Genomic DNA, 19,250 nt, shown 5'->3' on the forward strand with positions numbered 1-19,250 from the left:
GCAACCCGAACAATAGCAGGTTCACACCAGATTTGCCGCTCTCTTGCCAACTGGGCCAAGGCTTTTGCCAATCCTGCTAAGATGCCGTATTGCTGCGTAATTGCAGACTTATAAGGACGATTTTGCTCAAAAAACCCGCGGGCTCACTAATAGTAAAAATGATTGTTAGGTGATGGACTGTAAAACATTTGTCAATACCCCTACCGCAACGGCGATCGGGCCACGGCGGGATGATGGCGCCATGCCCGAACGCGATCGAGACGAGCTGGGGCGTGCCACCAACGCCAGGCCCCGGGACCGACTGGGGCGCCCGCTGCCGCCGGGAAGTCCCGGCGTACCGCGGATACCCGACGACCTGGACCTGGCCCCCGCCGAGGCCCTCACCTATGCCCAGCAGTTGCTGGATCAGGGGCTGGCCTTCAACGCGCACGAAGTACTGGAGTCGGTCTGGAAGAACGGCCCGAACGCCGAACGCATGCTATGGCAAGGCCTGGCGCAGTACGCAGTCGGCCTCACCCATATCCAACGTGGCAACCCCAAGGGCGCGCGGACACTGCTCGTCCGGGCCGTCGAGCGGCTGCGGACCTTCGATCCGGTCGCCGCGGGGCACGCGGCCGGCGAACTCCCCTACGGGCTCGACGGCCCCGGTCTGATCGCCCATGCCGAAGCACTGCTGTCCGATCTGACCGCGCCACCCGGGCCCGAAACGGATACCGACGACACCGGCGACCGGCGACACGTTCCACCGGATATCGATCCGTCCGAACTCATGCCCCGGCTGCGCCGCGGCCTACCATGAGCCCGATGCCGTCCTCACCTTCCGCGAACCCGGCCGGGCGGTACGCACCCAGCCCGTCGGGAGATCTGCACCTGGGCAACCTGCGTACCGCCCTGCTGGCCTGGCTCTTCGCCCGCGGCAGCGGGCGCCGTTTCGTGCTGCGGATCGACGATCTGGACCGGGTGCGACCGGGCGCCGAGGAACGTCAACTCGCCGACCTCGCCGCCATCGGTCTCGACTGGGACGGTCCGGTGGCCCGTCAGTCCGATCGGCTCCACACCTACGCCGCGGCGGTGGACCGGCTCACCGACGCCGGACTGACCTACGAATGCTTCTGCACCAGAAGGGAGATCCAGCAGGCCGTCACCGCCCCGCACGGACCGCTGGGCGCCTACCCGGGCACCTGCCGCGATCTCACGGCCGGTGAACGCGCACAGCGCCGCGCCGCCGGACGACCCGCAGCCCTGCGACTGCGTTCGGCCCGTACCGATTTCGAGATCGCCGATCGGCTGCACGGGCGGTACCGGGGCCCGGTCGACGATCTGGTCCTGCGGCGCGGCGACGGGATCCCCGCCTACAACCTCACCGTTGTCGTCGACGATGCCGAACAGGGTGTCGACCAGGTGGTTCGCGGTGACGATCTGCTGCCGTCCACGCCCCGGCAGGCCTATCTGGCCACGCTGCTCGACCTACCGATACCCGAGTACGCGCACGTTCCGCTGGTCCTCAATACCGAGGGCAAGCGACTGGCCAAACGTGACGGCGCGGTCACCCTGGCCGACCGGCTCACCCACGGGGAAACAGCGGATCAGGTGGTGGCGCTGCTGGCCGACTCCCTCGGCCTCGCGGGCCGCGGCGCCGGTGAACTGCTCGCCGGTTTCGATCCCGGCCGGCTCCCTCGCGAACCCTGGGTGCTCGATCCCGACAGCTTGGTGGTCGCGGGCCGCTGTCCGTAACCTGGCCTGCGACCAGATCTTCGGATTTCGAGTTCAGGCAGGCGAGATGACCAGTGGCGGGTACGACCCCAGCAACCACCCCCAGGCCGGGCAGCCGTACGGGCAGCCCCCGCAGTACCCGCAGCCCGGGCAGTACGTTCCGCACCAGGAGCAGTACCCGCCGCAGCCGGACCCGTACGCACAGCCCTACCAACAGCCCGGCGCGCCCGCACCGACCTTCGGGCAGCAGGCGCCACCGGCCGAGCCGGTCCCCCGCTACCAGCAGACGGTGTTTCCTCGAGCACAGTACGGAGGTCAGCAGTACGGGCAGTATCAACCCGCGTTCGGGGTCCCCGGCAACCTCTGGCCGCGATTCGCCGCGCGGCTGATCGATAATCTCATCATCGCCCTGCCGCTCGCACTGCTGCTGAACTTCGTCCTCATGCCGAGCCTCACCGGGCTGACCGGGCCGTCGGTGAGCTACGCGATCATCTTCGCGGTCACCCTGGTCTATTACGTGCTCATGGAATGGAAGACCGGCGCCACCCTGGGCAAGAAGATCCTGGGCCTCAAGGTCGTGGCGCCGGACGGAGCACCCACCGTCGCGCCGCTCGTCTCACTGAAGCGCAACATCTATCTGGCGATCCTGATCGTGCCCTGCGTGGGCTGGGTGGCCGGGGCCGCCCTCATGCTCTACACGGCGGCAACCCTGGACAAGGACCCGAACCGGCAGGGCTGGCACGACAAACTCGCGGGCGGCACCCAGGTCCTCGCGGCCTGAGTCACACCCGGCGGCTCACGCTCCGGCGGCACTCGCGACGATCATCACCACGAACCAGATGATCCCCAGCGCGATGAGACCCACTCCGATCCAGATACCGGCGAGCGCCATACCGCGGCCCTCCTGACCACTGTCCTTGATCTGGTTGAGCGAGATCACGCCGAGGATGATGCCGACGATGGAGGTGGCGCCGCAGGTCGCGAAACCGGCCAGCGAAGTGACCAGCGAGGCGATCGCCAGCCCGTTGGTACCGCGGTTGGCGGGGTAACCGTAGGGCTGGTAGTTCGCCGGATAACCGGCCCCCGCGGCACCGTACGGCGAATAGGACGGTGTCGCCGGGTAGGGCGTGGCCGGGGGCGGAGTGCCGTAGGACGGCTGCGCCGGCGGCGGCGTGGGGCCGGCGGCCGGGGTCGAGGGGTACTGCGGCGCCGAAGGATACTGCGGTGCCGACGGATACTGCGGTGCCGACGGATAGCTGGAGGGCCCCGACGGGTGCTGCGCGGCAGCGGGGTCCGACGATACGCCCGACCCCCCGTACTGTTTCCACCACTCGTCGGATTCACCGGGGTTCGTCATGACAACAGCCTATTCGAGAGTTTGATTGGATAGTCGGGTGGAAGAGTCGAACGAAACACCCTTACCCGGCAAGTCTGGACACCCCGCGCCCGCACATGCGGCATACGCACCGGTGGCGCGGGGGTACTACCCACCTATCGTCGCCCTGTTCACCGCAACACTGATCATCTCCAATATCTGCGCGACCAAGGGGGTGCAGTTCTTCTCCGGCAGTTCGCTGACCCTCGGACCTCTGGAGATCCTGCCGATCAGCACCGACGCCGCGTTCTTCCTGTTCCCCCTCGCCTACATCCTCGGTGACGTCCTCAGCGAGGTCTACGGATTCCGTGCCACCCGGCACGCTGTCTTCTATGGTTTCGCCGCACTGCTGCTCACCGTTATCTGTTTCGCCGTAGCGATCCGGTTGCCCGCCGCGGTGTTCTACGAGAACCAGGAGGCCTTCCGAACCGTCATCGGGACCACACCGCAGTTGGTGCTGGCCGGATTGGCCGGCTATGTGGTCGGCCAGCTGCTCAACTCCGCGACCCTGGTCCTGATCAAGGAGCGGACCCGGGAGAAATACCTGTGGGCCCGGTTGATCGGTTCGACGGTGGTCGGCGAACTCGCCGATACGCTGATCTTCTGCTCGATCGCCGCGACAGCCATCGGTATCGACAGCTGGAGCCAGTTCGTCAACTACGTGGTCGTCGGCTTCCTGTGGAAAACGCTGTGCGAGGTACTGGTCCTGCCGGTGACCTACCGGGTCATCGCGTGGTTGAAGAAGAACGAACCGACCTACGCACCGAGCACCGCCGCCCCGCTGCGCTCCTGACCCCAGCCCGTTGTCCCCGGCCACCGCGCCGGGACAGCGGCCGTCCACACCGGTAGAGCCGCGTTCGCCCGGCAACACCTCACGTGATCTGGCGCGCCCACTTCCTCATCGGCGGTCCGCACGGTCGACGACGCCCTGACGCCGGATCGACGGAGCACGGCGATCGAGCGTGTACCGTCGCTCGTCCGTCGCCGGCAATCGTCGCGCATCTACTGTGCCGCCGCCCGACCGGTTCGCCGAGTAGGCCCTCCCGCACACCTTCCCTATGCTCCGGATGGTCCACACCCGCCGGCGGGGCCCGCCCCGGTTCTGGAGCGACGGAGCGAAGGAGCGCAGCGACTGAGCGTAGGAGTGAAGAACCGGGGTCACGAGGGCCCCGCCCCCGCGGCGCCGGAGGCGACGCCGAAACTACGGCGCGGTGATCCGGCCCTGCCAGCGGCCGAGGGTTTCGGCGCGGAACTCGTCGAAGTATCCGCCGTCGATACTCGCCCGGATCTGGTCCACCAGCCTGATGGTGAACCGCTCGTTGTGGATCGTGCACAGCGTCGAGGCCAGCATCTCCTTGGCCTTGAACAGGTGGTGGATATACGCGCGTGTGTAGTTCGCGCAGGTGTAGCAGTCACAGGTCTCGTCGATCGGGGTGAAATCCCGTTTGAACCGCAGGGTGTCGATGTTGAACCGCCCGGCCGCCACATAGATTCCGCCGTTGCGTCCCACCCTGGACGGGTTCACGCAGTCGAAGGTGTCAGCGCCGGCCTCGATCGCGGCGAACATATCCTCCGGTTCGCTGATTCCCAGCATATGGCGGGGTTTGTCCTCCGGAAGTTCGTCGCAACACCAGCCGACGATGGCGCCGAGGTTGTGTTTCTCCAGCGCACCGCCGATTCCGTACCCGTCGAATTCGGTGCCGGCCCCACCCCGGATCTCGGTGAGCTCACGGGATGCCTTGCGTCGCAGATCCTCGTACTGCGCGCCCTGCACCACCGCGAAAAGCGCCTGGTAGGGCCGGTGCGCGCGTTCGGTGGTGAGCCGTTCGTGCTCGTCGATGCAGCGCTGCGCCCACCGGTGGGTGCGCTGTACCGATTTCTCCTGGTATCCACGGGTGTTCATCAGGGTGGTGAGTTCGTCGAACGCGAACATGATGTCCGCGCCCAGCTGATGCTGGATCTCCATCGAGACCTCCGGGGTGAAACGGTGTTTCGACCCGTTCAGATGCGACCGGAAGGTCACCCCGTCGTCGTCCACTTTCGCCAGGCGTTCCTTGCCCTTGGCGATCACATCGTCGCTACGTACATCGACGGTCTCCATCGCCAGGACCTTCTTGAACCCCACGCCGAGCGACATGACCTGGAAACCACCGCTGTCGGTGAAAGTGGGACCCGGCCAGTTCATGAAGGCCGCCAGGCCACCGGCTTCGTCGACGATATCCGGGCCGGGCTGCAGGTACAGGTGGTAGGCGTTGGCCAGCACTGCCTGCGCGCCCAGTTCACGCACCGCCTCCGGAAGCACCGCTTTCACGGTCGCCTTGGTTCCCACCGGAACGAACGCCGGGGTGGCGACGGTTCCGTGCGGGGTCCGCAGCACACCGGTGCGGCCGTGCCGCCCCTCGAGGCGGGTACCGACACTGAACGAGAATCCGACACCATCCGACACGGCCGACATCCTCTCAGGCAGTATCGACAGGGCATGAGCGAGGGCCTGCGATCGGCAAACCAACCGACGCGGAGGCCGGAGCGCAGGCGGAGGTATCGCACTACCGCCTCCGGGCCCGACTCGCTCCCGGGATCAGGCTTCGACCGCGGCCGCCGCGAACTGCGCGTTGTAGAGGCGGTAGTACGCTCCCTGCTGCTCCAGGAGGTTGTCGTGGGTTCCGGTTTCCACGATCCGGCCCGCTTCCATCACCACGATCAGATCCGCGTCCCGGATGGTCGACAGCCGGTGCGCGATGACGAAACTGGTCCGGTCCCGGCGCAGTTCCGCGGTGGCCTGCTGGACCAGCAGTTCGGTGCGGGTATCGACCGAACTCGTGGCCTCGTCCAGCACCAGGATCGCCGGTTTGGACAGGAACGCGCGGGCGATCGTGATGAGCTGCTTCTCACCGGCGCTCACGCCGGTGCCCTCTTCGTCGATCACGGTGTCGTATCCGTCCGGCAGCGCGTGCACGAAACGGTCCACATAGGCCGCGCGCGCGGCGGCGAGGATTCCGTCCTCGTCCACGCTCGGGTCGCCGTAGGAGATGTTCTCCCGGATGGTGCCCTTGAACAGCCAGGTGTCCTGGAGCACCATTCCGATCCGCGACCGCAGCTGTTCCCGGCTCAACCTGGTGATATCGATCCCGTCGATGGTGATGGCACCGGAATCCAGTTCGTAGAACCGCAGCAGCAGGTTGACCAGCGTGGTCTTCCCGGCACCGGTGGGGCCGACGATCGCGACCACATGCCCCGGCTCGGCGACCAGCGAGAGATGCTCGATGATCGGCGTCTCCGGTTCGTAGCGGAAGGACACATCGTCGAATTCCACCCGGCCGCGTTCGGGCGGGCGGGCGATCTGCTCCGCCGGGTCCGGGCTCTGTTCGGGGGCGTCGAGGATCTCGAAGATGCGTTCCGCCGAGGCGACCCCGGACTGCAGGAGGTTGGCCATGGCACCGATCTGGGTCAGTGGCTGGCTGAACTGGCGCGAGTATTGGATGAAGGCCTGCACCTCGCCGAGTGACAGCTGTCCCGAGGCCACCCGCAATCCGCCGATCAGCGCGACCAGTACGTAGTTGACGTTCCCCAGGAACATCGACGCGGGCATGATCAGGCCCGAGATGAACTGCGCCTTGAAACTCGACTTGAACAAATGATCGTTGCGCTCGTCGAACTCGGCGCCGACCTGCTTGCTGCGGCCGAACGCGGTGACGACCTCGTGCCCGGTGTAGGCCTCCTCGACCTGGGCGTTCACCAGGCCGGTGTACTTCCACTGGTCGACGAAATGCGGTTTGGACCGTTTGGCGATCTGCGCGGTCACCACGATCACCGCGGGCACCGTCAGCAGCGCGACCAGGGCCAGCAACCAGGAGATCCAGAACATCATCCCGAGGATGCCGATCACCGAGAGCACGGAGATGAGCAGCTGGCTCATGGTCTGCTGCAGGCTCTGCGAGACATTGTCCACATCGTTGGTGACCCGGCTGAGCACATCACCGCGGGGCGCGGAATCGAAATAACTCAGCGGCAGCCGATGGATCTTGTCCTCGACATCGGAGCGCAGCCGTTTGATGACGCGATTGATCACATCGTTGAGCAGGAAGGCCTGCAACCAGCCGAACACCGCTGCACCCAGGTAGAGCACGAGCACCACGACCAGTACCCGGCCGACCGCGTCGAAGTCGACACCGGCTCCCGGTACGACGTCCATCCCGGACAGCATGTCGGCCATGGTGTTCTGACCCTGGGCACGCAGCCCGGCGATGGCCTCGTCCTTGCTCACGCCCGCGGGCAGCTGCCGGCCGACGACCCCGTTGAAGATCAGGTTCGTGGCCTTGCCGAGCAGATAGGGGCCGGCGATATTGAGGACGACCGAGACGACGCCCAGCGTGATGATCACGCCCACCAGCATCCGTTCCGGCACCAGCCGCCGCACCAGCCGCTTCAGCGACGGTTTGAACGACTTCGGCTTGGCATCCGGAGCCCCGGTCGGCATCCCCGGCCTCATCGGGCCTCCTTCGAGACGATTACATGCGGCCCGCGGAGCCCGTAGCGAAGGCGGAGGTATCGCATCGAGGAGCCTCCCCGGGAATCAGTACATACGGTCCGGCGGAGGCCGTAGCGAAGGCGGAGGGATCGCCTCATCGGGCCTCCTCCACGCTCAGCTGGGATTCGACGATCTCACGGTATTCCGCGCAATCACGCAGCAGTTCCTCATGGGTGCCGACACCGGCCATCTCACCGTCTTCCAGGACGACGATCCGATCCGCGTCGCGGATCGTGGTGATCCGCTGCGCCACGATGATCACCGCGGCGTCGCTGGTCGCCGGGCGCAGGGCCGCGCGCAGCCGCGCGTCGGTGGCCACGTCCAGGGCGGAGAACGAATCGTCGAACAGATAGATCCGCGGTTCCCGTACCAGGGCTCGCGCGATGGCGAGTCGCTGCCGCTGACCGCCCGAAACCGTGGTGCCGCCCTGCGCGACCGGGGTCTCGAGGCCCTGGGGCATGGCCCGTACGAAGTCGGCGGCCTGGGCGATCTCGAGGCAGCGCCACAGTTGCTCGTCGGTGGCGTCCGGATTGCCGTAGCGCAGGTTACTCGCCACGGTGCCGGAGAACAGGTACGCCTTCTGCGGAACCAGGCCGATCTGCGACCGCAGTTCGGCCAGGTCCAGGTCGCGCACATCGGTGCCGCCGATCTCGACCGTGCCCTCGGTGACATCCATGAGACGCGGGATCAGGTTCAGCAGGGTGGTCTTACCGGAACCGGTGGAACCGACGACGGCGGTGGTCTCGCCGGGCCGCACCTCGAAATCGATCCGGCACAGCACCGGTTTTTCGGCGCCCGGGAAGCTGAATGCGACATCGCGGACCCGCACCTCGGCCGGGTCGCCGCGGAACGGTTCCGGTCGCTCCGGCGACCGCACCGAAGCGTCGGTGTCCAGCACCTCGGAGATCCGGTCGGCCGAGACGGCCGCGCGCGGTGCCATCATGGCCAGGAACGACGCCATCATGACGGCCATCAGGATCTGCATGATGTAGGAGAGCAGCGCGGTCAGCGAACCGATCTGCATCTCGCCTGCGTCGATGGCCTTGCCGCCGAACCAGATCACCGCCACCGAGGTGACATTGCTGATCAGCATGACCGTCGGGAACATCAGGGCCATCAGGCGGCCCACCCGCAGCGAGATATCGGTGAGGTCGGTGTTCGCGACACCGAACCGCCAGGTCTCCAGCGGTTCCCGGACGAAGGCGCGGACCACGCGGATACCGGTGATCTGCTCGCGCAGCACCCGGTTCACCTCGTCGAGCCGGGCCTGCATCTGCCGGAAGGCGGGCACCATCCGGGCGATGATGAGGCCCATGCTCAGGGCGAGCGCCGGTACCGCGATCAGCAGCAGCCAGGACAGCCCGAAGTCTTCGCGCAGCGCCATGACGATGCCGCCGACGCACATGATCGGCGCCATCACCGCCACGGTCGAGGCCATGACGATGAGCAGCTGGACCTGCTGGACATCGTTGGTGTTGCGGGTGATCAGCGAGGGCGCGCCGTACATCCCGACCTCACGCGCCGAGAAGGTGCTCACGCGGTGCAGCAGTGCCCCGCGCAGGTCCCGGCCCGCGCTCATCGCGGCCTGCGCGGCCAGGAACACCGAGGACGCGGACGCGAGGATCTGCACCCCGGAGACCAGCAGCATGCGCAGACCGGCTGTCCAGATGTAGCCGATATCGCCCTTGGTGACGCCCTCGTCGATGAGATCGGCGTTCAGGCTCGGCAGGTACAGCATCGCGATCACCGAGATGAGCTGCAGTACCACGATCCCGGTCAACTGTTTCCGGTACGGGACCAGGAAACCACGGAGCAGTCGGATCAACATGATGACCGAACGCTACCGTCCGAACCGGTGGGACGCCCGGTGATTTTCCCCGTGGCCGGGAGGTGCGGCTCGCGGCGGGCCCAGGCACCGGGATCGCTGGTCAGCGTCCCGATGAACTCGGGTAGCCCGTTCGTGGTGATATCGGCCAGGCTCACGTTCTCCAGGACGGCGCGCAGGTTCACCCGCAGCGCGATCCACACCTCTTTCAGTGGTTGCGCCACTCCCGCGTACTCGACTTCTTCCGGTCGTAGGCCGCGGACCGAGGCGAGCGGGCCCTCGATGGCACGGATGATGTCGGCGATCGAGATATCGGCGGCCGGGCGGGCCAGCCGGTATCCGCCGTCGGGGCCGCGCCGGCTGGTCACCAGTCCGGCCCGGCGCAGTTCGGCCAGGACGCTCTCGAGCACTTTGGGTGGTATCCGCTGGGCCGCCGCGATGGATTCCGCCTTCACCGCGACAGCCTGATCGGATGCCGTGATCTCGAGCAGAGTCCGCACGGCATGATCCACCTTGGCGGTGATGTGCACGACTGACCTGACCTTTCGCTGTGCCCGGGCACGATGACCCGACAAACCTAGTCGGCGCCGGGTTGCAGAGCGGCGATCGCCGCGTCGAGCAGCGTCGCCTCCACCACATCATCTCCTGTGTCCTGGACGATCTCGTTCGAAATCAACGCGACGGCCAGGATTTCCATGGCCGCGCTGGCCCGCAGCAGCCGGACCGCGGTGGGATCGGGTCCCGCGAGCCAGTTCCGCAGCACCTTGTTGGCGTCGACTATCACCGGATACTGATCGGCCAGCGCATTGACGATGGGTACAGCGTTGCGCAACATCATCTCGCCGGCGTCGCGGTGCCGGATCATGGTCCGGATGTAGGTCTGCAGGACATTTCGGTGTGCGTCGGGGTCGGGGCTGGTCTGCTCTACTTCGTCGGCGAGCGCACGCAGATCGTCGAGGAGTGGGTTGACGATCGCCACGAGCAGTTCCAGCTTCGAGGCGTAGTGATAGTAGAGCGACGGCTTTGTGATTCCGACCGCATCCGCGATCTCGCGCAGGCTCGTCTCTTCGAAACCCTTGGCCACGAACAGCCGTACGGCTGCGTCCAGGATGGCCCGCTTAGTGTCTCGACCTGCGGTAACGTGATCGCCAGCTCTGCGATTCGCCATGCTCGGCCCCTCTCGTTCTCCCGGATGACCCATCCGCTCGGCACCGGAAGTCGAGCTTGTTCCTCCACTTAACCTACCGGTAGCCTACCTACCGTACGGTAGATACATCTGACGTCCACCGTGTAGGCGGATCCACCGGCTGCGGGCACGCGAAAGCGTCCGGCCGCGCAGCCCGATCCGCGATAGCGACGTCGGCCGTCAGTTCGTCACAGCGCATATGACCAGACCGTCCCGGCCTCGCTAGGAGAAATCCCTCGTGTCCGTATTCCTGTACAGATGGGGAAAGCTTGCTTTCCGCCGGAAATGGATAGTGCTGCCCATCTGGGCACTGATAGTGGTAATCCTCGGTGGCGCGGCCGCCACCCTGGCCAAACCGTTCCAGGACAGCTTCGAGATGCCCGGCCTGCCTTCGGAGAAGGCGACCGCCATCCTCGAGGAACATATGCCGCAGATGGCCGCGATGTTCAGCATCGACGCGATCAACGGCACCTATGTGATCGCCGCACAGAACGGCACTCTGGCCGACGAACCGAACAAGGCCGCGCTCGACGCCATGGTCGGCCGGCTGAACGGGCTCGACATCGTCGACCACTCCGAGAAGATCGTCAACCCCGTGACGGCCACCTCGATGATGCCCGCGAGCCAAGAGGCCGCCAAGGAACAGGCACAGGCCGCCGCCGAACTCGCGCCGGGCGAAACCCCACCGACACCGGAACCCAACTGCCTCGACGGCCGGGACTCCCCCGAGTTCAAAGGGCTGTGCGGCGGCGCCCCGCTGAACGTCCTGAACGAGAACGCGCCGCAGACCGTCGCCGTGATCGACGCGAAATTCACGATGCCGACGTTCTCCGATGTCACCGAGGAGAACCGGCAGGCCGCCGAGGCCATCGCGCAGGAAGGGCGTAATGCGGGCCTGACAGTCGAACTCACCGGGGCCATCGCCCAGACCCAGCCCGAATCCGGCCAGTCCGAGATGATCGGCATCGGGGTCGCCCTGATCGTCATGATCATCGCGTTCGGCGCCATCGTCGCGGCCTTCGTCCCGATCATCACCGGAATCGTCGGCGTCGCCTGTGCGGGCGCGTTGCTGCTGACCGGTACCTCGCTCACCGAAGTGCCGACCTTCACCCCGATTCTCGCCTCGATGATCGGACTGGCGCTTTCCATCGACTACGCCCTCTTCATCGTCTCCCGGTACAAACACGAACTGGTCGTGCAGGATTCACCGGAGGAAGCCGCGGGCGTCGCGGTCGGTACCGCGGGATCGGCCGTCGTATTCGCCGGACTCACCGTTGTGATCGCGCTGCTGGGGCTGTCGGTAGTCGGAATCTCCTTCCTCACCGCGATGGGTATCGGCGGCGCCATCGCCGCCGGGTTCGCGGTACTCGCCGCCATCACCCTGATGCCGGCCCTGCTCGGCGCGCTCGGCCGCTTCCTGTTCAAACCGAAACTGCCGCTGGTCGCCCAGCACGACCCCGAGGACGACGATTCGGTCACCAACGGGATGCGTTTCGCCCGGCTGATCGCCCGGGTACCCGTATTGACGCTGGTCGCCAGCGCACTGGTACTGGGCGCGCTCGCCGCCCCGGCCACGCAGTTGAACCTGGGCCTGCCCGGCGGCGACAGCATGCCCGCGGATTCCTCGGTCCGCAAGGCCTACGAACTGCAGACCGAAGGCTTCGGTGAGGGCAAGAACGGCGCACTCGTGGTGGCGGTCGATCTCTCCGAAACCCCGCAGGACCAGCGGGACGCCGCGCTGACTGCACTGCGGGACACGCTGGCGAGCTATGACGGCGTCGACTATCTCAGCGTCGCGCAGCCCAGTCAGGACGGGACAGCGGCACTGTTCCAGGTGGTCCCCGAGTCCGGTCCGAACAGCGCCGAGACCCAGGATCTGGTCGAACACGCCCGCGATGCCGAAGCCGCGCTGAAAGCGCAGTACGGCATGGAGTACGGCGTCACCGGTCAGACAGCCATCTACGCCGATGTCAACAGTGTGCTGCTGACCAGCATCATTCCGTACCTGGCGATCGTCGCGGCGGCCGCCTTCGTCCTGTTGCTGCTGGTGTTCCGGTCCATCCTGGTACCGCTCACCGCCGCGCTGGGCTTCCTGCTGTCGATGGCGGCAACCTTCGGTGTGACGGTGCTGATCTTCCAGGAGGGCGCTTTCGGCATCGTCGAGGACACGCATCCGATCATCAGCTTCCTGCCCATCGTGCTGATCGGCCTGGTGTTCGGTCTGGCCATGGACTACCAGGTCTTCCTGGTGACCCGGATGCGCGAGGAGTTCGTACACGGCAAGAGCCCGAAGGAGGCGATGGTCAGCGGTTACCACCACGGTGCCCGCGTGGTCACCGCGGCCGCGATCATCATGATCTCGGTCTTCGGCGGCTTCATGCTCTCGCCGGACATCACCTCCAAATCCATGGGCTTCGCCCTGGCCGCGGGCGTGTTCTTCGACGCCTTCCTGGTCCGGATGGTGCTGATCCCGTCGCTGCTGGCGCTGCTGGGCAAATGGGCCTGGTGGATGCCGGCCTGGCTGGACCGGATTCTCCCGGATATCGATGTCGAGGGCACCAAGGTGCGCGAGATCCAGCAGCGGTCCAAGGCCCCTGCGGTCGAATCCGAACCCGCCGGGGTCTGACCCGCGGCAGCCGAACGAAACGGCCGGTGTCCAGTACGGACGCCGGCCGTTTCGTTTCCGGTCCGGGGCTACCTCATCGCCACGCGGGAAGTTCGGGTAGCGGTCGCGGCAGCGCCTCGTCCGCGCCGCGGCCGAGCAACCAGGCCAGCAGCGCCGACGCCGGTCCCGTCACGGTCTGTTCGGGCTCACCCGCGCCGATGATCGCCGTGAAACCCGAATCGGTCGCGTCGATCCCGAAGGGCCGCACTCCGGGACGACCACCCAGATCGACAGCGGCCTCGGCGAGCAGTTCCGCGACGAAATCGCCCGGCCACTGCGCGGGGGTGTAACCGGCGCCCAGATCCACGTGATGGATCAGCACCTCCTGCAACCGCATCCACGGAATCCGGGTCGCCTCGATCGGCGTGCCCTGTCTGGTCCGGATCTCGGCCCGCCACTGTTCGGCGGTGAGCACTCCCGCCATCCCGGACAACCGGTCGGCCGACTCCACCAGATCGGCCCGTTGTTCGGCGAGTGGGCGCGGGGCGCCCGCTTCGATATCGGAATCCCGCAGGGCCGCACTGGCGTACTGCGGGGTCTCCACCCCCGTATGCGCCCAGAGCAGCAAGTTGACCAGGCTGTCGGCATTGCGGGCCAGATGAGTCAGGACATGGCCCCGGGTCCAGCCCGGTAGCGGCGAGGCGGCGGCGACGGCCGCGTCGTCCAGGGTGTCGACAGTGGCGAGGAAGTCGCGGGTGGCGTCGGTTACCGCCTGCATCCGCGAGGTGAGCAGTTCGATGAAATCGCTGGGCACAGAGCCGACCCTACGACGGCGACAGGACTACACCCCAGTATTTTCCGGCCCCGGGCTCAGCGCGGCCTGTACCCGGTCGGCGGCCTGCACCGGGTCCTCGTGTTCCCAGATCCGGATCACCTGCCAGCCCGCCGCGCGTAACGCGGTGTCGGTGGCCCGATCCCGGGAGACATTGCCGGCCAGCTTCTCCGCCCACCACGCGGCATTGTTCTTCGGATCGGTGGCGTGGTCGGGGCAGCGATGCCAGAAGCAGCCGTCCACATACACCGCGACCCGCCGCCGCGGGAACACCACGTCGGCGCGCCGCCGCTGCCCGCGAATGGGCGCGCGATCCACGAAATAGCGCAGACCGCGCCGATGCAGTTCGCGGCGCAGCGCGAGTTCGGGAGCGGTATGCGCGCGCCGCTGCCGCGACATCCGCGCACTGGTCACCGCATCAGTGGTGGGTCGCCGGGAACGCGGCACCGGAGCTTCGCCGGTCATGCCGCCCAGCCGCCCATCCGATCCAGATGGGCCTGCACATCGTCGAGGAAACCGGCCGGGAAACGCAGCGACCCCATAGCGGTCCGCCGGAGGAATCCCGCGGTCGCCCGCGCCGAGAGCAACTGGGTGTCACCGAGGAAGAACCGCAGATCCTCGTACGGGTTGTGCACGGGCCAAGGTGAGAGCGGTACCTCGAACGCCTCGCCCGCCCGGCCCCAGGCCGCACCCGGCCAGGTGCTGCCGGGCGGCAGCGGGATATGTCCCGGTATCGGTTCGCCCGGTTCCCGCAGCCGCGACCCCACCCACGCCGCCATCCGCACGCTCACCGCGTTGCCCACGAGTTTCCAGCGCTGTCCGGGCCGGAACCCCGGGATACCGAGCGCCGGTTCGGTCCATCCCGCGGCGAACCCCTGGAGCCGCTCCCCGTCGGTGATCCCCGGTGTGACGATCTCCCCCGACGGCAACCGGACCGCCGGCGGACTGGCGATCCCCAGCCCCGAACCCCCCTTCAGTGTGGGGACGGCGTTGGCCACCCAGCCCAGCCCCCGGACGCCCTCGGTCCAATAGAACCCGCACGGGTCGTGTTCCGGTGATCCGAGCAGACGCGGCCCGGCCTCGTCGGCGAACAGCACCGGCCGCGGATCCTCGGTACGCGATGCCAGCATCAGCACCCGGTTGCGCCGCTGCGGCAATCCGAAAGCCCGCGCGTCCACCACCCGGTAGGCCCAGGTGTAGCCGAGTTCGTCGAGCACTGTGGTGATATGACGCATGGCCGCGCCCCGTCCGAGCTGCAGCATGAAGGGCACATTCTCGATCAGCAGCCAGCGCGGGCCGCGTTTGCGCCGGACCAACCGGAACACATGATCGACCAGGCTCGACCGGGTACCGGTGATACCCGCGGTCCGACCCGCCTGCGAAAGGTCCTGGCACGGAAATCCCGCCGCGACCAGCTCGGTATCCGGCGGCAGCGCGCGCAACCGGGTGATATCGGTGTGTAGTTCGGCATCGGGAAACCGGGCCGCCAGTACCGCCCGCGCCCCCGGGTCGATCTCACAGAGCAGGGTCGAATGCCAGCCGTGCGCTGCCAAACCGAGTTCCAGTCCTCCGATCCCGGCGAAAAGCCCAACCATCCGCGCGCCCGTCACGAGGTCCTCTCTCCATCCGGTCCGGCTCCCGAAGGGAGGTTACTCCGCGCATCGCGGCGGCCCGACGGGTCACGGTGCCCGCCCACACGACGGGGAACCGGCCCCGCGCCGGTGGCCGGCGGCGAGGGTGAGATACGCCACCGCGCCACCTGCGCCCGGCCCGCGCGTCGAGCACCGGCGATCGAGAGCCTTTCAGCGACAACGGCATAGAAACCGCTGGTCAAGCGGTTTCTCACGAGTGCTGTCAGGTCCGCGGTCCCGGCCCGCGGTTCTGGCAGGATGGGCGCCATGAAGTTTCGCGTCGGTCTGGCCACCGTGGTGTCGGGTGCTTTCGCCCTGTCCGGTGCGCTCCTGCCCGGCGCCGCGATGGCCGCCCCCGGCCCGGTGCACGCCGCGCCGGCGCGGCCCGATACCGGCTCCGCCGAGGATCCGGGTCCGGTGGAGAAAGCCGAGCCGGTCCCGGCGCCGCACGCCGCGATCACCGGCGTCCAGCCCGTGAACGAACGCCTGATGCGGGTGTTCGTGGACTCACCGGCCATGCATCGCACGGTCCAGGTACTGGTGTTGCTGCCCGCCGACCGCGGCACCCCGCGCCCCACCGTCTACATGCTCGACGGCCGCAGCACCCAGCCCGACAGCAACAACTGGCTCGACCGCGGCGGCGCCGCCCAGTTCTACGCGGACAAACAGGTGAACGTGGTGTTCACCGTCGGCGGGCCCGCCAGTTTCTACACCGACTGGCAGCGCCCCGACCCGGTGCTCGGCGTCAACAAATGGGAAACCTTCCTCACCGAGGAGTTGCCCCCGCTGCTGGACGCCGAATTCTCCGGGAACGGCCGCAATGCGGTGATTGGTACCTCGATGGGCGCCGAGGCGGCGATGATGCTCGCCATCCGCAGGCCCGAGCTGTACTCGGCCGTCGGTGCGCACAGTGGATGCTTCTCGACCGGGACCGATCTCGGCCAGGCTCAGGCGCGCGTCGTCGTCTCCACCTACAAGGGCGATCCCGAGAACATGTTCGGTGCGCCCGAGGACCCGGAGTGGCTGGCCCACGACGTGACTCTGCATGCGGCCGCCCTGCGCGGTAAGGCGCTCTATCTGTCGGTCGGCAGCGGCCGACCCGGCATCCACGACACCGTGGACAACCCGGAAACACCGACCAGCGTCGTGATGGGCGGCCCACTGGAGGCCGCCACCGATTTCTGCACTCGTCGCCTGGCCCAGCGTCTCGACACCCTCGGGATCCACTACACGGCCCACTTCCGCCCGGACGGGACCCACTCGTGGCCGTACTGGGCCGACGAACTGGTCACCTCCTGGCCCACCATCGCCGGTGGCCTCGGAATCGACTGAGCCGCCGGTTACGCGCCACCCGCGAACCGCGCCGCGGTCGCCGGATCCGTTGCGAAGTCCAGGAACAGATCGTTCTCGTGCGGATCCCCCGCGGTGACCCGTACGCCCTCGCCGGCGAACGGCCGGATGATCACCCCGGCCGCCGCGCCGGCCTCCGCGAAATCGACTGTCGCGGCCCCCAGGATCATCCACAGGAAGTTCGATTCGCTCATCGGCACCCGGTAGCCGGCTCCGAGCAGCGCGGCGCGCATCCGGTCACGTTCGGCGATCACCGCCTCGGTGCGGTCCAGCAACTCGTGCCGGGCCTCCAGCGAAGCGATCGCCGCTGCCTGCGCCACCCGGCTCACACTGAACGGGATATGCACCTTGAGCAGCGCGGCGATCACGTCCGGGGCCCCCACCGCGTACCCCACCCGGAGCCCGGCCAGACCGTAGGCCTTCGAGAAGGTGCGCAGGACAACCACATTCGGCCGGCTCCGGGCCAGCTCCACCCCGTCGGGATGATCACCGGGCGTCATCCGCAGATATTCGTAGTACGCCTCGTCCAATGCGACCAGCACATCGCCCGGGACCCGGTCGAGGAACCGCTCCAGCTCCGCCCGGCCGACAGCGGTCCCGGTCGGGTTGTTCGGATTGCAGACGAACACCAGCCGCGTCCGGTCGGTGATCGCGGCGGCCAGCGCGTCCAGATCGTGTACCTGATCGGTCAGCGGCACAGTCACCGCGGTCGCGTTACCGACCTGGGTGATGATCGGATACGCCTCGAACGAGCGCCATGCGAAGAGCACCTCGTCGGCCGGATCCGCGCAGGTGATCTGTACCAGTTCCTGGCACAGCGCCACGCTCCCGCAGCCGACGGCGATGTTCGCCGGCTCGACGCCGAGAAACTCCGCGAGCGCCGCCCGCAGTTCGCCGGACTGATTGTCCGGATAGCGGTTGGCCAGGTCCACCGCCTCGGCGACGGCCTTGCTCGCGGCGGGCAGCGGACCGATGGTGGTCTCGTTGCTCGCCAGTTTGACCGCGCCGGGATGGCTGCGGCCGGGAACGTACGCCGGAATGGAATCGAGGTCCGGCCGGATGTGCGCGGTCACGTAACGAGCTTAGTTCCGGTCTCGATCGAGCCACTTTCGGGCTGCTCAACTGCTAATTCTCCCCGCACCCGGGATATCGCCCTACGCTGGGAACATGTCGGGCACTTATGACGATATCGCGCTGCTGCGGCGCGGCGAACCGGAAGCGAACGGACACGACGGAGCGCCGACACAGGCTGCCAACAGCCCGAAAGCCGACGAACATGTGCCCATCACCGTTATCGAACCGGACGGATTCGCGCGCGGCGGCATCGTGCTGTTGCACGAGGCCCGGGAGTTCACCGGATCGTTGCTGGAGTTCATGCGTGCCCTCGCCGGCGAGGGCTGGCTCGTCGTCGCACCGAACCTCTTCCACCGGGCGACGGCCTCGTCGGCCGGGGTGTACGGCGACGAACTCTTCGAGGATTTCGACGCCTGCTTCGACTGGCTCACCCATCGCGGCGTCTTCCCGGACTGCATCGGTGTACTCGGTTTCGACACCGCCGGCACCGCGGCCTTCCTGGTGGCCACCAACCGCCCCGTCGGCGCCGCGGTCAGTGTCGGCGCCCACGGCATCGCCGACCCCATCACCGAGCAGGCCGAAGCGCTCGTGGTCGCCGCACCCCGCCTACAGGCTCCCTGGCTGGGTCTGTTCGGCGCCGAACCCGGCACCCCCGCCGACGACATCGACTCACTGCGCGAGGCCACGGCCCGAGCCGCCGTCGCGAATCTCGTCGTCATCTATCCGGGCCTGCTGCACCGCGCCGACAACCGGGCGAGCGATGAAGACGACGCCGACGATCTGGTCGACTCCCGAACCCGCATTTTCGACTGGTTCGACGCCAACCTACGCTGATCGACCAGCCGTTTTGCAGTTTCTATGTAAGCTCGGGTAGCCTTTCTGCTCGGCGGTTCGAAAGGACCGGTGCCCTCGAAGAGAAGGCTCCAGGAGGCGTGCCAGAGCGGCCGAATGGGACTCACTGCTAATGAGTTGTCCCTTCACGGGGACCGGAGGTTCAAATCCTCTCGCCTCCGCCACGCCCGGGAAACCGGGCGACAACTGAATATGTGCACGCGCCCGTAGCTCAACGGATAGAGCATCTGACTACGGATCAGAAGGTTAGGGGTTCGAATCCCTTCGGGCGCACAACAA

17 protein-coding genes and 2 tRNA genes are annotated in these 19,250 nt (G+C 67.2%); 9 read left to right on the forward strand and 10 right to left on the reverse strand.

Features of this window, described 5'->3' with window-relative positions:
* Positions 1–241: 241 nt before the first annotated feature.
* Genes ACWCPQ_RS18105 through ACWCPQ_RS18115 form a run of 3 tightly spaced genes read left to right on the forward strand, consistent with a single transcriptional unit; the run spans position 242 to position 2,494 of the window.
* A complete protein-coding gene (locus tag ACWCPQ_RS18105) occupies positions 242–799 on the forward strand; it encodes a DUF309 domain-containing protein (RefSeq protein ID WP_449900113.1) in 558 nt (185 codons plus the stop codon).
* Complete coding sequence (gene gluQRS / locus ACWCPQ_RS18110; protein ID WP_449900115.1) at positions 796–1,734, forward strand: tRNA glutamyl-Q(34) synthetase GluQRS; 939 nt, start codon at positions 796–798, stop codon at positions 1,732–1,734. The genes ACWCPQ_RS18105 and gluQRS overlap by 4 nt, the downstream gene beginning before the upstream one ends.
* A gap of 46 nt (positions 1,735–1,780) precedes the next feature.
* A complete protein-coding gene (locus tag ACWCPQ_RS18115; protein WP_449900119.1) occupies positions 1,781–2,494 on the forward strand; it encodes an RDD family protein in 714 nt (237 codons plus the stop codon).
* Positions 2,495–2,509: 15 nt separating this feature from the next.
* Here ACWCPQ_RS18115 and ACWCPQ_RS18120 read toward each other — a convergent pair whose 3' ends face one another.
* Positions 2,510–3,070 carry a DUF4190 domain-containing protein gene (locus ACWCPQ_RS18120; RefSeq protein ID WP_449900122.1) on the reverse strand — a complete coding sequence of 187 codons (561 nt, stop codon included), beginning with the start codon at positions 3,068–3,070 and terminating at the stop codon, positions 2,510–2,512.
* Between the two features lie 37 nt (positions 3,071–3,107).
* On the opposite strand from ACWCPQ_RS18120, the gene ACWCPQ_RS18125 reads away from it, so the two are divergent.
* Positions 3,108–3,881: a queuosine precursor transporter gene (locus ACWCPQ_RS18125; RefSeq protein ID WP_449900124.1), complete on the forward strand. Its 774-nt coding sequence runs from the start codon at positions 3,108–3,110 to the stop codon at positions 3,879–3,881.
* A 408-nt stretch (positions 3,882–4,289) separates the two neighbouring features.
* Here the strand turns inward: ACWCPQ_RS18125 and tgt are convergent, their stop codons facing one another.
* The 5 genes from tgt to ACWCPQ_RS18150 all read right to left on the reverse strand — a co-directional run bounded on the left by tgt (position 4,290) and on the right by ACWCPQ_RS18150 (position 10,609).
* Positions 4,290–5,543 carry a tRNA guanosine(34) transglycosylase Tgt gene (gene tgt / locus ACWCPQ_RS18130; RefSeq protein ID WP_449900126.1) on the reverse strand — a complete coding sequence of 418 codons (1,254 nt, stop codon included), beginning with the start codon at positions 5,541–5,543 and terminating at the stop codon, positions 4,290–4,292.
* Between the two features lie 123 nt (positions 5,544–5,666).
* The gene (locus tag ACWCPQ_RS18135) at positions 5,667–7,577 is read right to left on the reverse strand and encodes an ABC transporter ATP-binding protein (RefSeq protein WP_449900128.1); all 1,911 of its coding nucleotides are present in this window, start codon (positions 7,575–7,577) and stop codon (positions 5,667–5,669) included.
* Between the two features lie 133 nt (positions 7,578–7,710).
* The gene (locus ACWCPQ_RS18140) at positions 7,711–9,444 is read right to left on the reverse strand and encodes an ABC transporter ATP-binding protein (protein ID WP_449900130.1); all 1,734 of its coding nucleotides are present in this window, start codon (positions 9,442–9,444) and stop codon (positions 7,711–7,713) included.
* Positions 9,438–9,971 carry an RrF2 family transcriptional regulator gene (locus ACWCPQ_RS18145; RefSeq protein ID WP_449900133.1) on the reverse strand — a complete coding sequence of 178 codons (534 nt, stop codon included), beginning with the start codon at positions 9,969–9,971 and terminating at the stop codon, positions 9,438–9,440. Before ACWCPQ_RS18145 ends, ACWCPQ_RS18140 begins: the two co-directional genes overlap by 7 nt.
* Positions 9,972–10,018: 47 nt before the next feature.
* On the reverse strand, positions 10,019–10,609 hold the full coding sequence (locus ACWCPQ_RS18150; protein WP_449900136.1) for a TetR/AcrR family transcriptional regulator: 591 nt from the start codon (positions 10,607–10,609) through the stop codon (positions 10,019–10,021).
* Positions 10,610–10,865: 256 nt separating this feature from the next.
* Here ACWCPQ_RS18150 and ACWCPQ_RS18155 point away from each other — a divergent pair, with 256 nt between their 5' ends.
* Positions 10,866–13,253, forward strand: coding sequence for an MMPL family transporter (locus ACWCPQ_RS18155; protein ID WP_449900137.1), 2,388 nt, complete (start codon positions 10,866–10,868; stop codon positions 13,251–13,253).
* Positions 13,254–13,326: 73 nt separating this feature from the next.
* Here the strand turns inward: ACWCPQ_RS18155 and ACWCPQ_RS18160 are convergent, their stop codons facing one another.
* From ACWCPQ_RS18160 to ACWCPQ_RS18170, 3 genes are read right to left on the reverse strand one after another with little or no spacing between them, the layout of a single operon-like run.
* A complete protein-coding gene (locus ACWCPQ_RS18160) occupies positions 13,327–14,046 on the reverse strand; it encodes a maleylpyruvate isomerase family mycothiol-dependent enzyme (protein ID WP_449900139.1) in 720 nt (239 codons plus the stop codon).
* 27 nt (positions 14,047–14,073) lie between these two features.
* Positions 14,074–14,529 carry a very short patch repair endonuclease gene (locus tag ACWCPQ_RS18165; RefSeq protein WP_449900141.1) on the reverse strand — a complete coding sequence of 152 codons (456 nt, stop codon included), beginning with the start codon at positions 14,527–14,529 and terminating at the stop codon, positions 14,074–14,076.
* Positions 14,526–15,659, reverse strand: coding sequence for a DNA cytosine methyltransferase (locus tag ACWCPQ_RS18170; protein WP_449900143.1), 1,134 nt, complete (start codon positions 15,657–15,659; stop codon positions 14,526–14,528). The genes ACWCPQ_RS18165 and ACWCPQ_RS18170 overlap by 4 nt, the downstream gene beginning before the upstream one ends.
* A gap of 303 nt (positions 15,660–15,962) precedes the next feature.
* Between ACWCPQ_RS18170 and ACWCPQ_RS18175 the strand changes: the two genes are divergently transcribed.
* Positions 15,963–17,027 carry an alpha/beta hydrolase gene (locus ACWCPQ_RS18175; RefSeq protein WP_449900146.1) on the forward strand — a complete coding sequence of 355 codons (1,065 nt, stop codon included), beginning with the start codon at positions 15,963–15,965 and terminating at the stop codon, positions 17,025–17,027.
* An 8-nt stretch (positions 17,028–17,035) separates the two neighbouring features.
* On the opposite strand, the gene hisC is transcribed toward ACWCPQ_RS18175, so the two are convergent.
* Positions 17,036–18,118, reverse strand: coding sequence for a histidinol-phosphate transaminase (hisC, locus tag ACWCPQ_RS18180; protein ID WP_449900148.1), 1,083 nt, complete (start codon positions 18,116–18,118; stop codon positions 17,036–17,038).
* Between the two features lie 94 nt (positions 18,119–18,212).
* Here hisC and ACWCPQ_RS18185 point away from each other — a divergent pair, with 94 nt between their 5' ends.
* From ACWCPQ_RS18185 to ACWCPQ_RS18195, 3 genes are all read left to right on the forward strand, one after another.
* Positions 18,213–18,953, forward strand: a complete 741-nt coding sequence (locus tag ACWCPQ_RS18185; protein ID WP_449900151.1) for a dienelactone hydrolase family protein — start codon at positions 18,213–18,215, stop codon at positions 18,951–18,953.
* Positions 18,954–19,045: 92 nt separating this feature from the next.
* A tRNA-Ser gene (locus ACWCPQ_RS18190) sits at positions 19,046–19,135 on the forward strand.
* A 36-nt stretch (positions 19,136–19,171) separates the two neighbouring features.
* Positions 19,172–19,244, forward strand: a tRNA-Arg gene (locus ACWCPQ_RS18195).
* Positions 19,245–19,250: the final 6 nt, after the last annotated feature.

It is taken from the genome of Nocardia sp. NPDC001965, assembly GCF_053594175.1.

What these genes read in the sequence shown, in the direction of transcription:
- ACWCPQ_RS18105 (WP_449900113.1), top strand. Translation starts at nt 242, where the DNA reads ATGCCCGAACGCGATCGAGACGAGCTGGGGCGTGCCACCAACGCCAGG.
- gluQRS (WP_449900115.1), top strand. Translation starts at nt 796, where the DNA reads ATGAGCCCGATGCCGTCCTCACCTTCCGCGAACCCGGCCGGGCGGTAC.
- ACWCPQ_RS18115 (WP_449900119.1), top strand. Translation starts at nt 1,781, where the DNA reads ATGACCAGTGGCGGGTACGACCCCAGCAACCACCCCCAGGCCGGGCAG.
- ACWCPQ_RS18120 (WP_449900122.1), bottom strand. Translation starts at nt 3,070, where the DNA reads ATGACGAACCCCGGTGAATCCGACGAGTGGTGGAAACAGTACGGGGGG.
- tgt (WP_449900126.1), bottom strand. Translation starts at nt 5,543, where the DNA reads ATGTCGGCCGTGTCGGATGGTGTCGGATTCTCGTTCAGTGTCGGTACC.
- ACWCPQ_RS18135 (WP_449900128.1), bottom strand. Translation starts at nt 7,577, where the DNA reads ATGAGGCCGGGGATGCCGACCGGGGCTCCGGATGCCAAGCCGAAGTCG.
- ACWCPQ_RS18140 (WP_449900130.1), bottom strand. Translation starts at nt 9,444, where the DNA reads ATGTTGATCCGACTGCTCCGTGGTTTCCTGGTCCCGTACCGGAAACAG.
- ACWCPQ_RS18150 (WP_449900136.1), bottom strand. Translation starts at nt 10,609, where the DNA reads ATGGCGAATCGCAGAGCTGGCGATCACGTTACCGCAGGTCGAGACACT.
- ACWCPQ_RS18165 (WP_449900141.1), bottom strand. Translation starts at nt 14,529, where the DNA reads ATGACCGGCGAAGCTCCGGTGCCGCGTTCCCGGCGACCCACCACTGAT.
- ACWCPQ_RS18170 (WP_449900143.1), bottom strand. Translation starts at nt 15,659, where the DNA reads ATGGTTGGGCTTTTCGCCGGGATCGGAGGACTGGAACTCGGTTTGGCA.
- ACWCPQ_RS18175 (WP_449900146.1), top strand. Translation starts at nt 15,963, where the DNA reads ATGAAGTTTCGCGTCGGTCTGGCCACCGTGGTGTCGGGTGCTTTCGCC.
- ACWCPQ_RS18185 (WP_449900151.1), top strand. Translation starts at nt 18,213, where the DNA reads ATGTCGGGCACTTATGACGATATCGCGCTGCTGCGGCGCGGCGAACCG.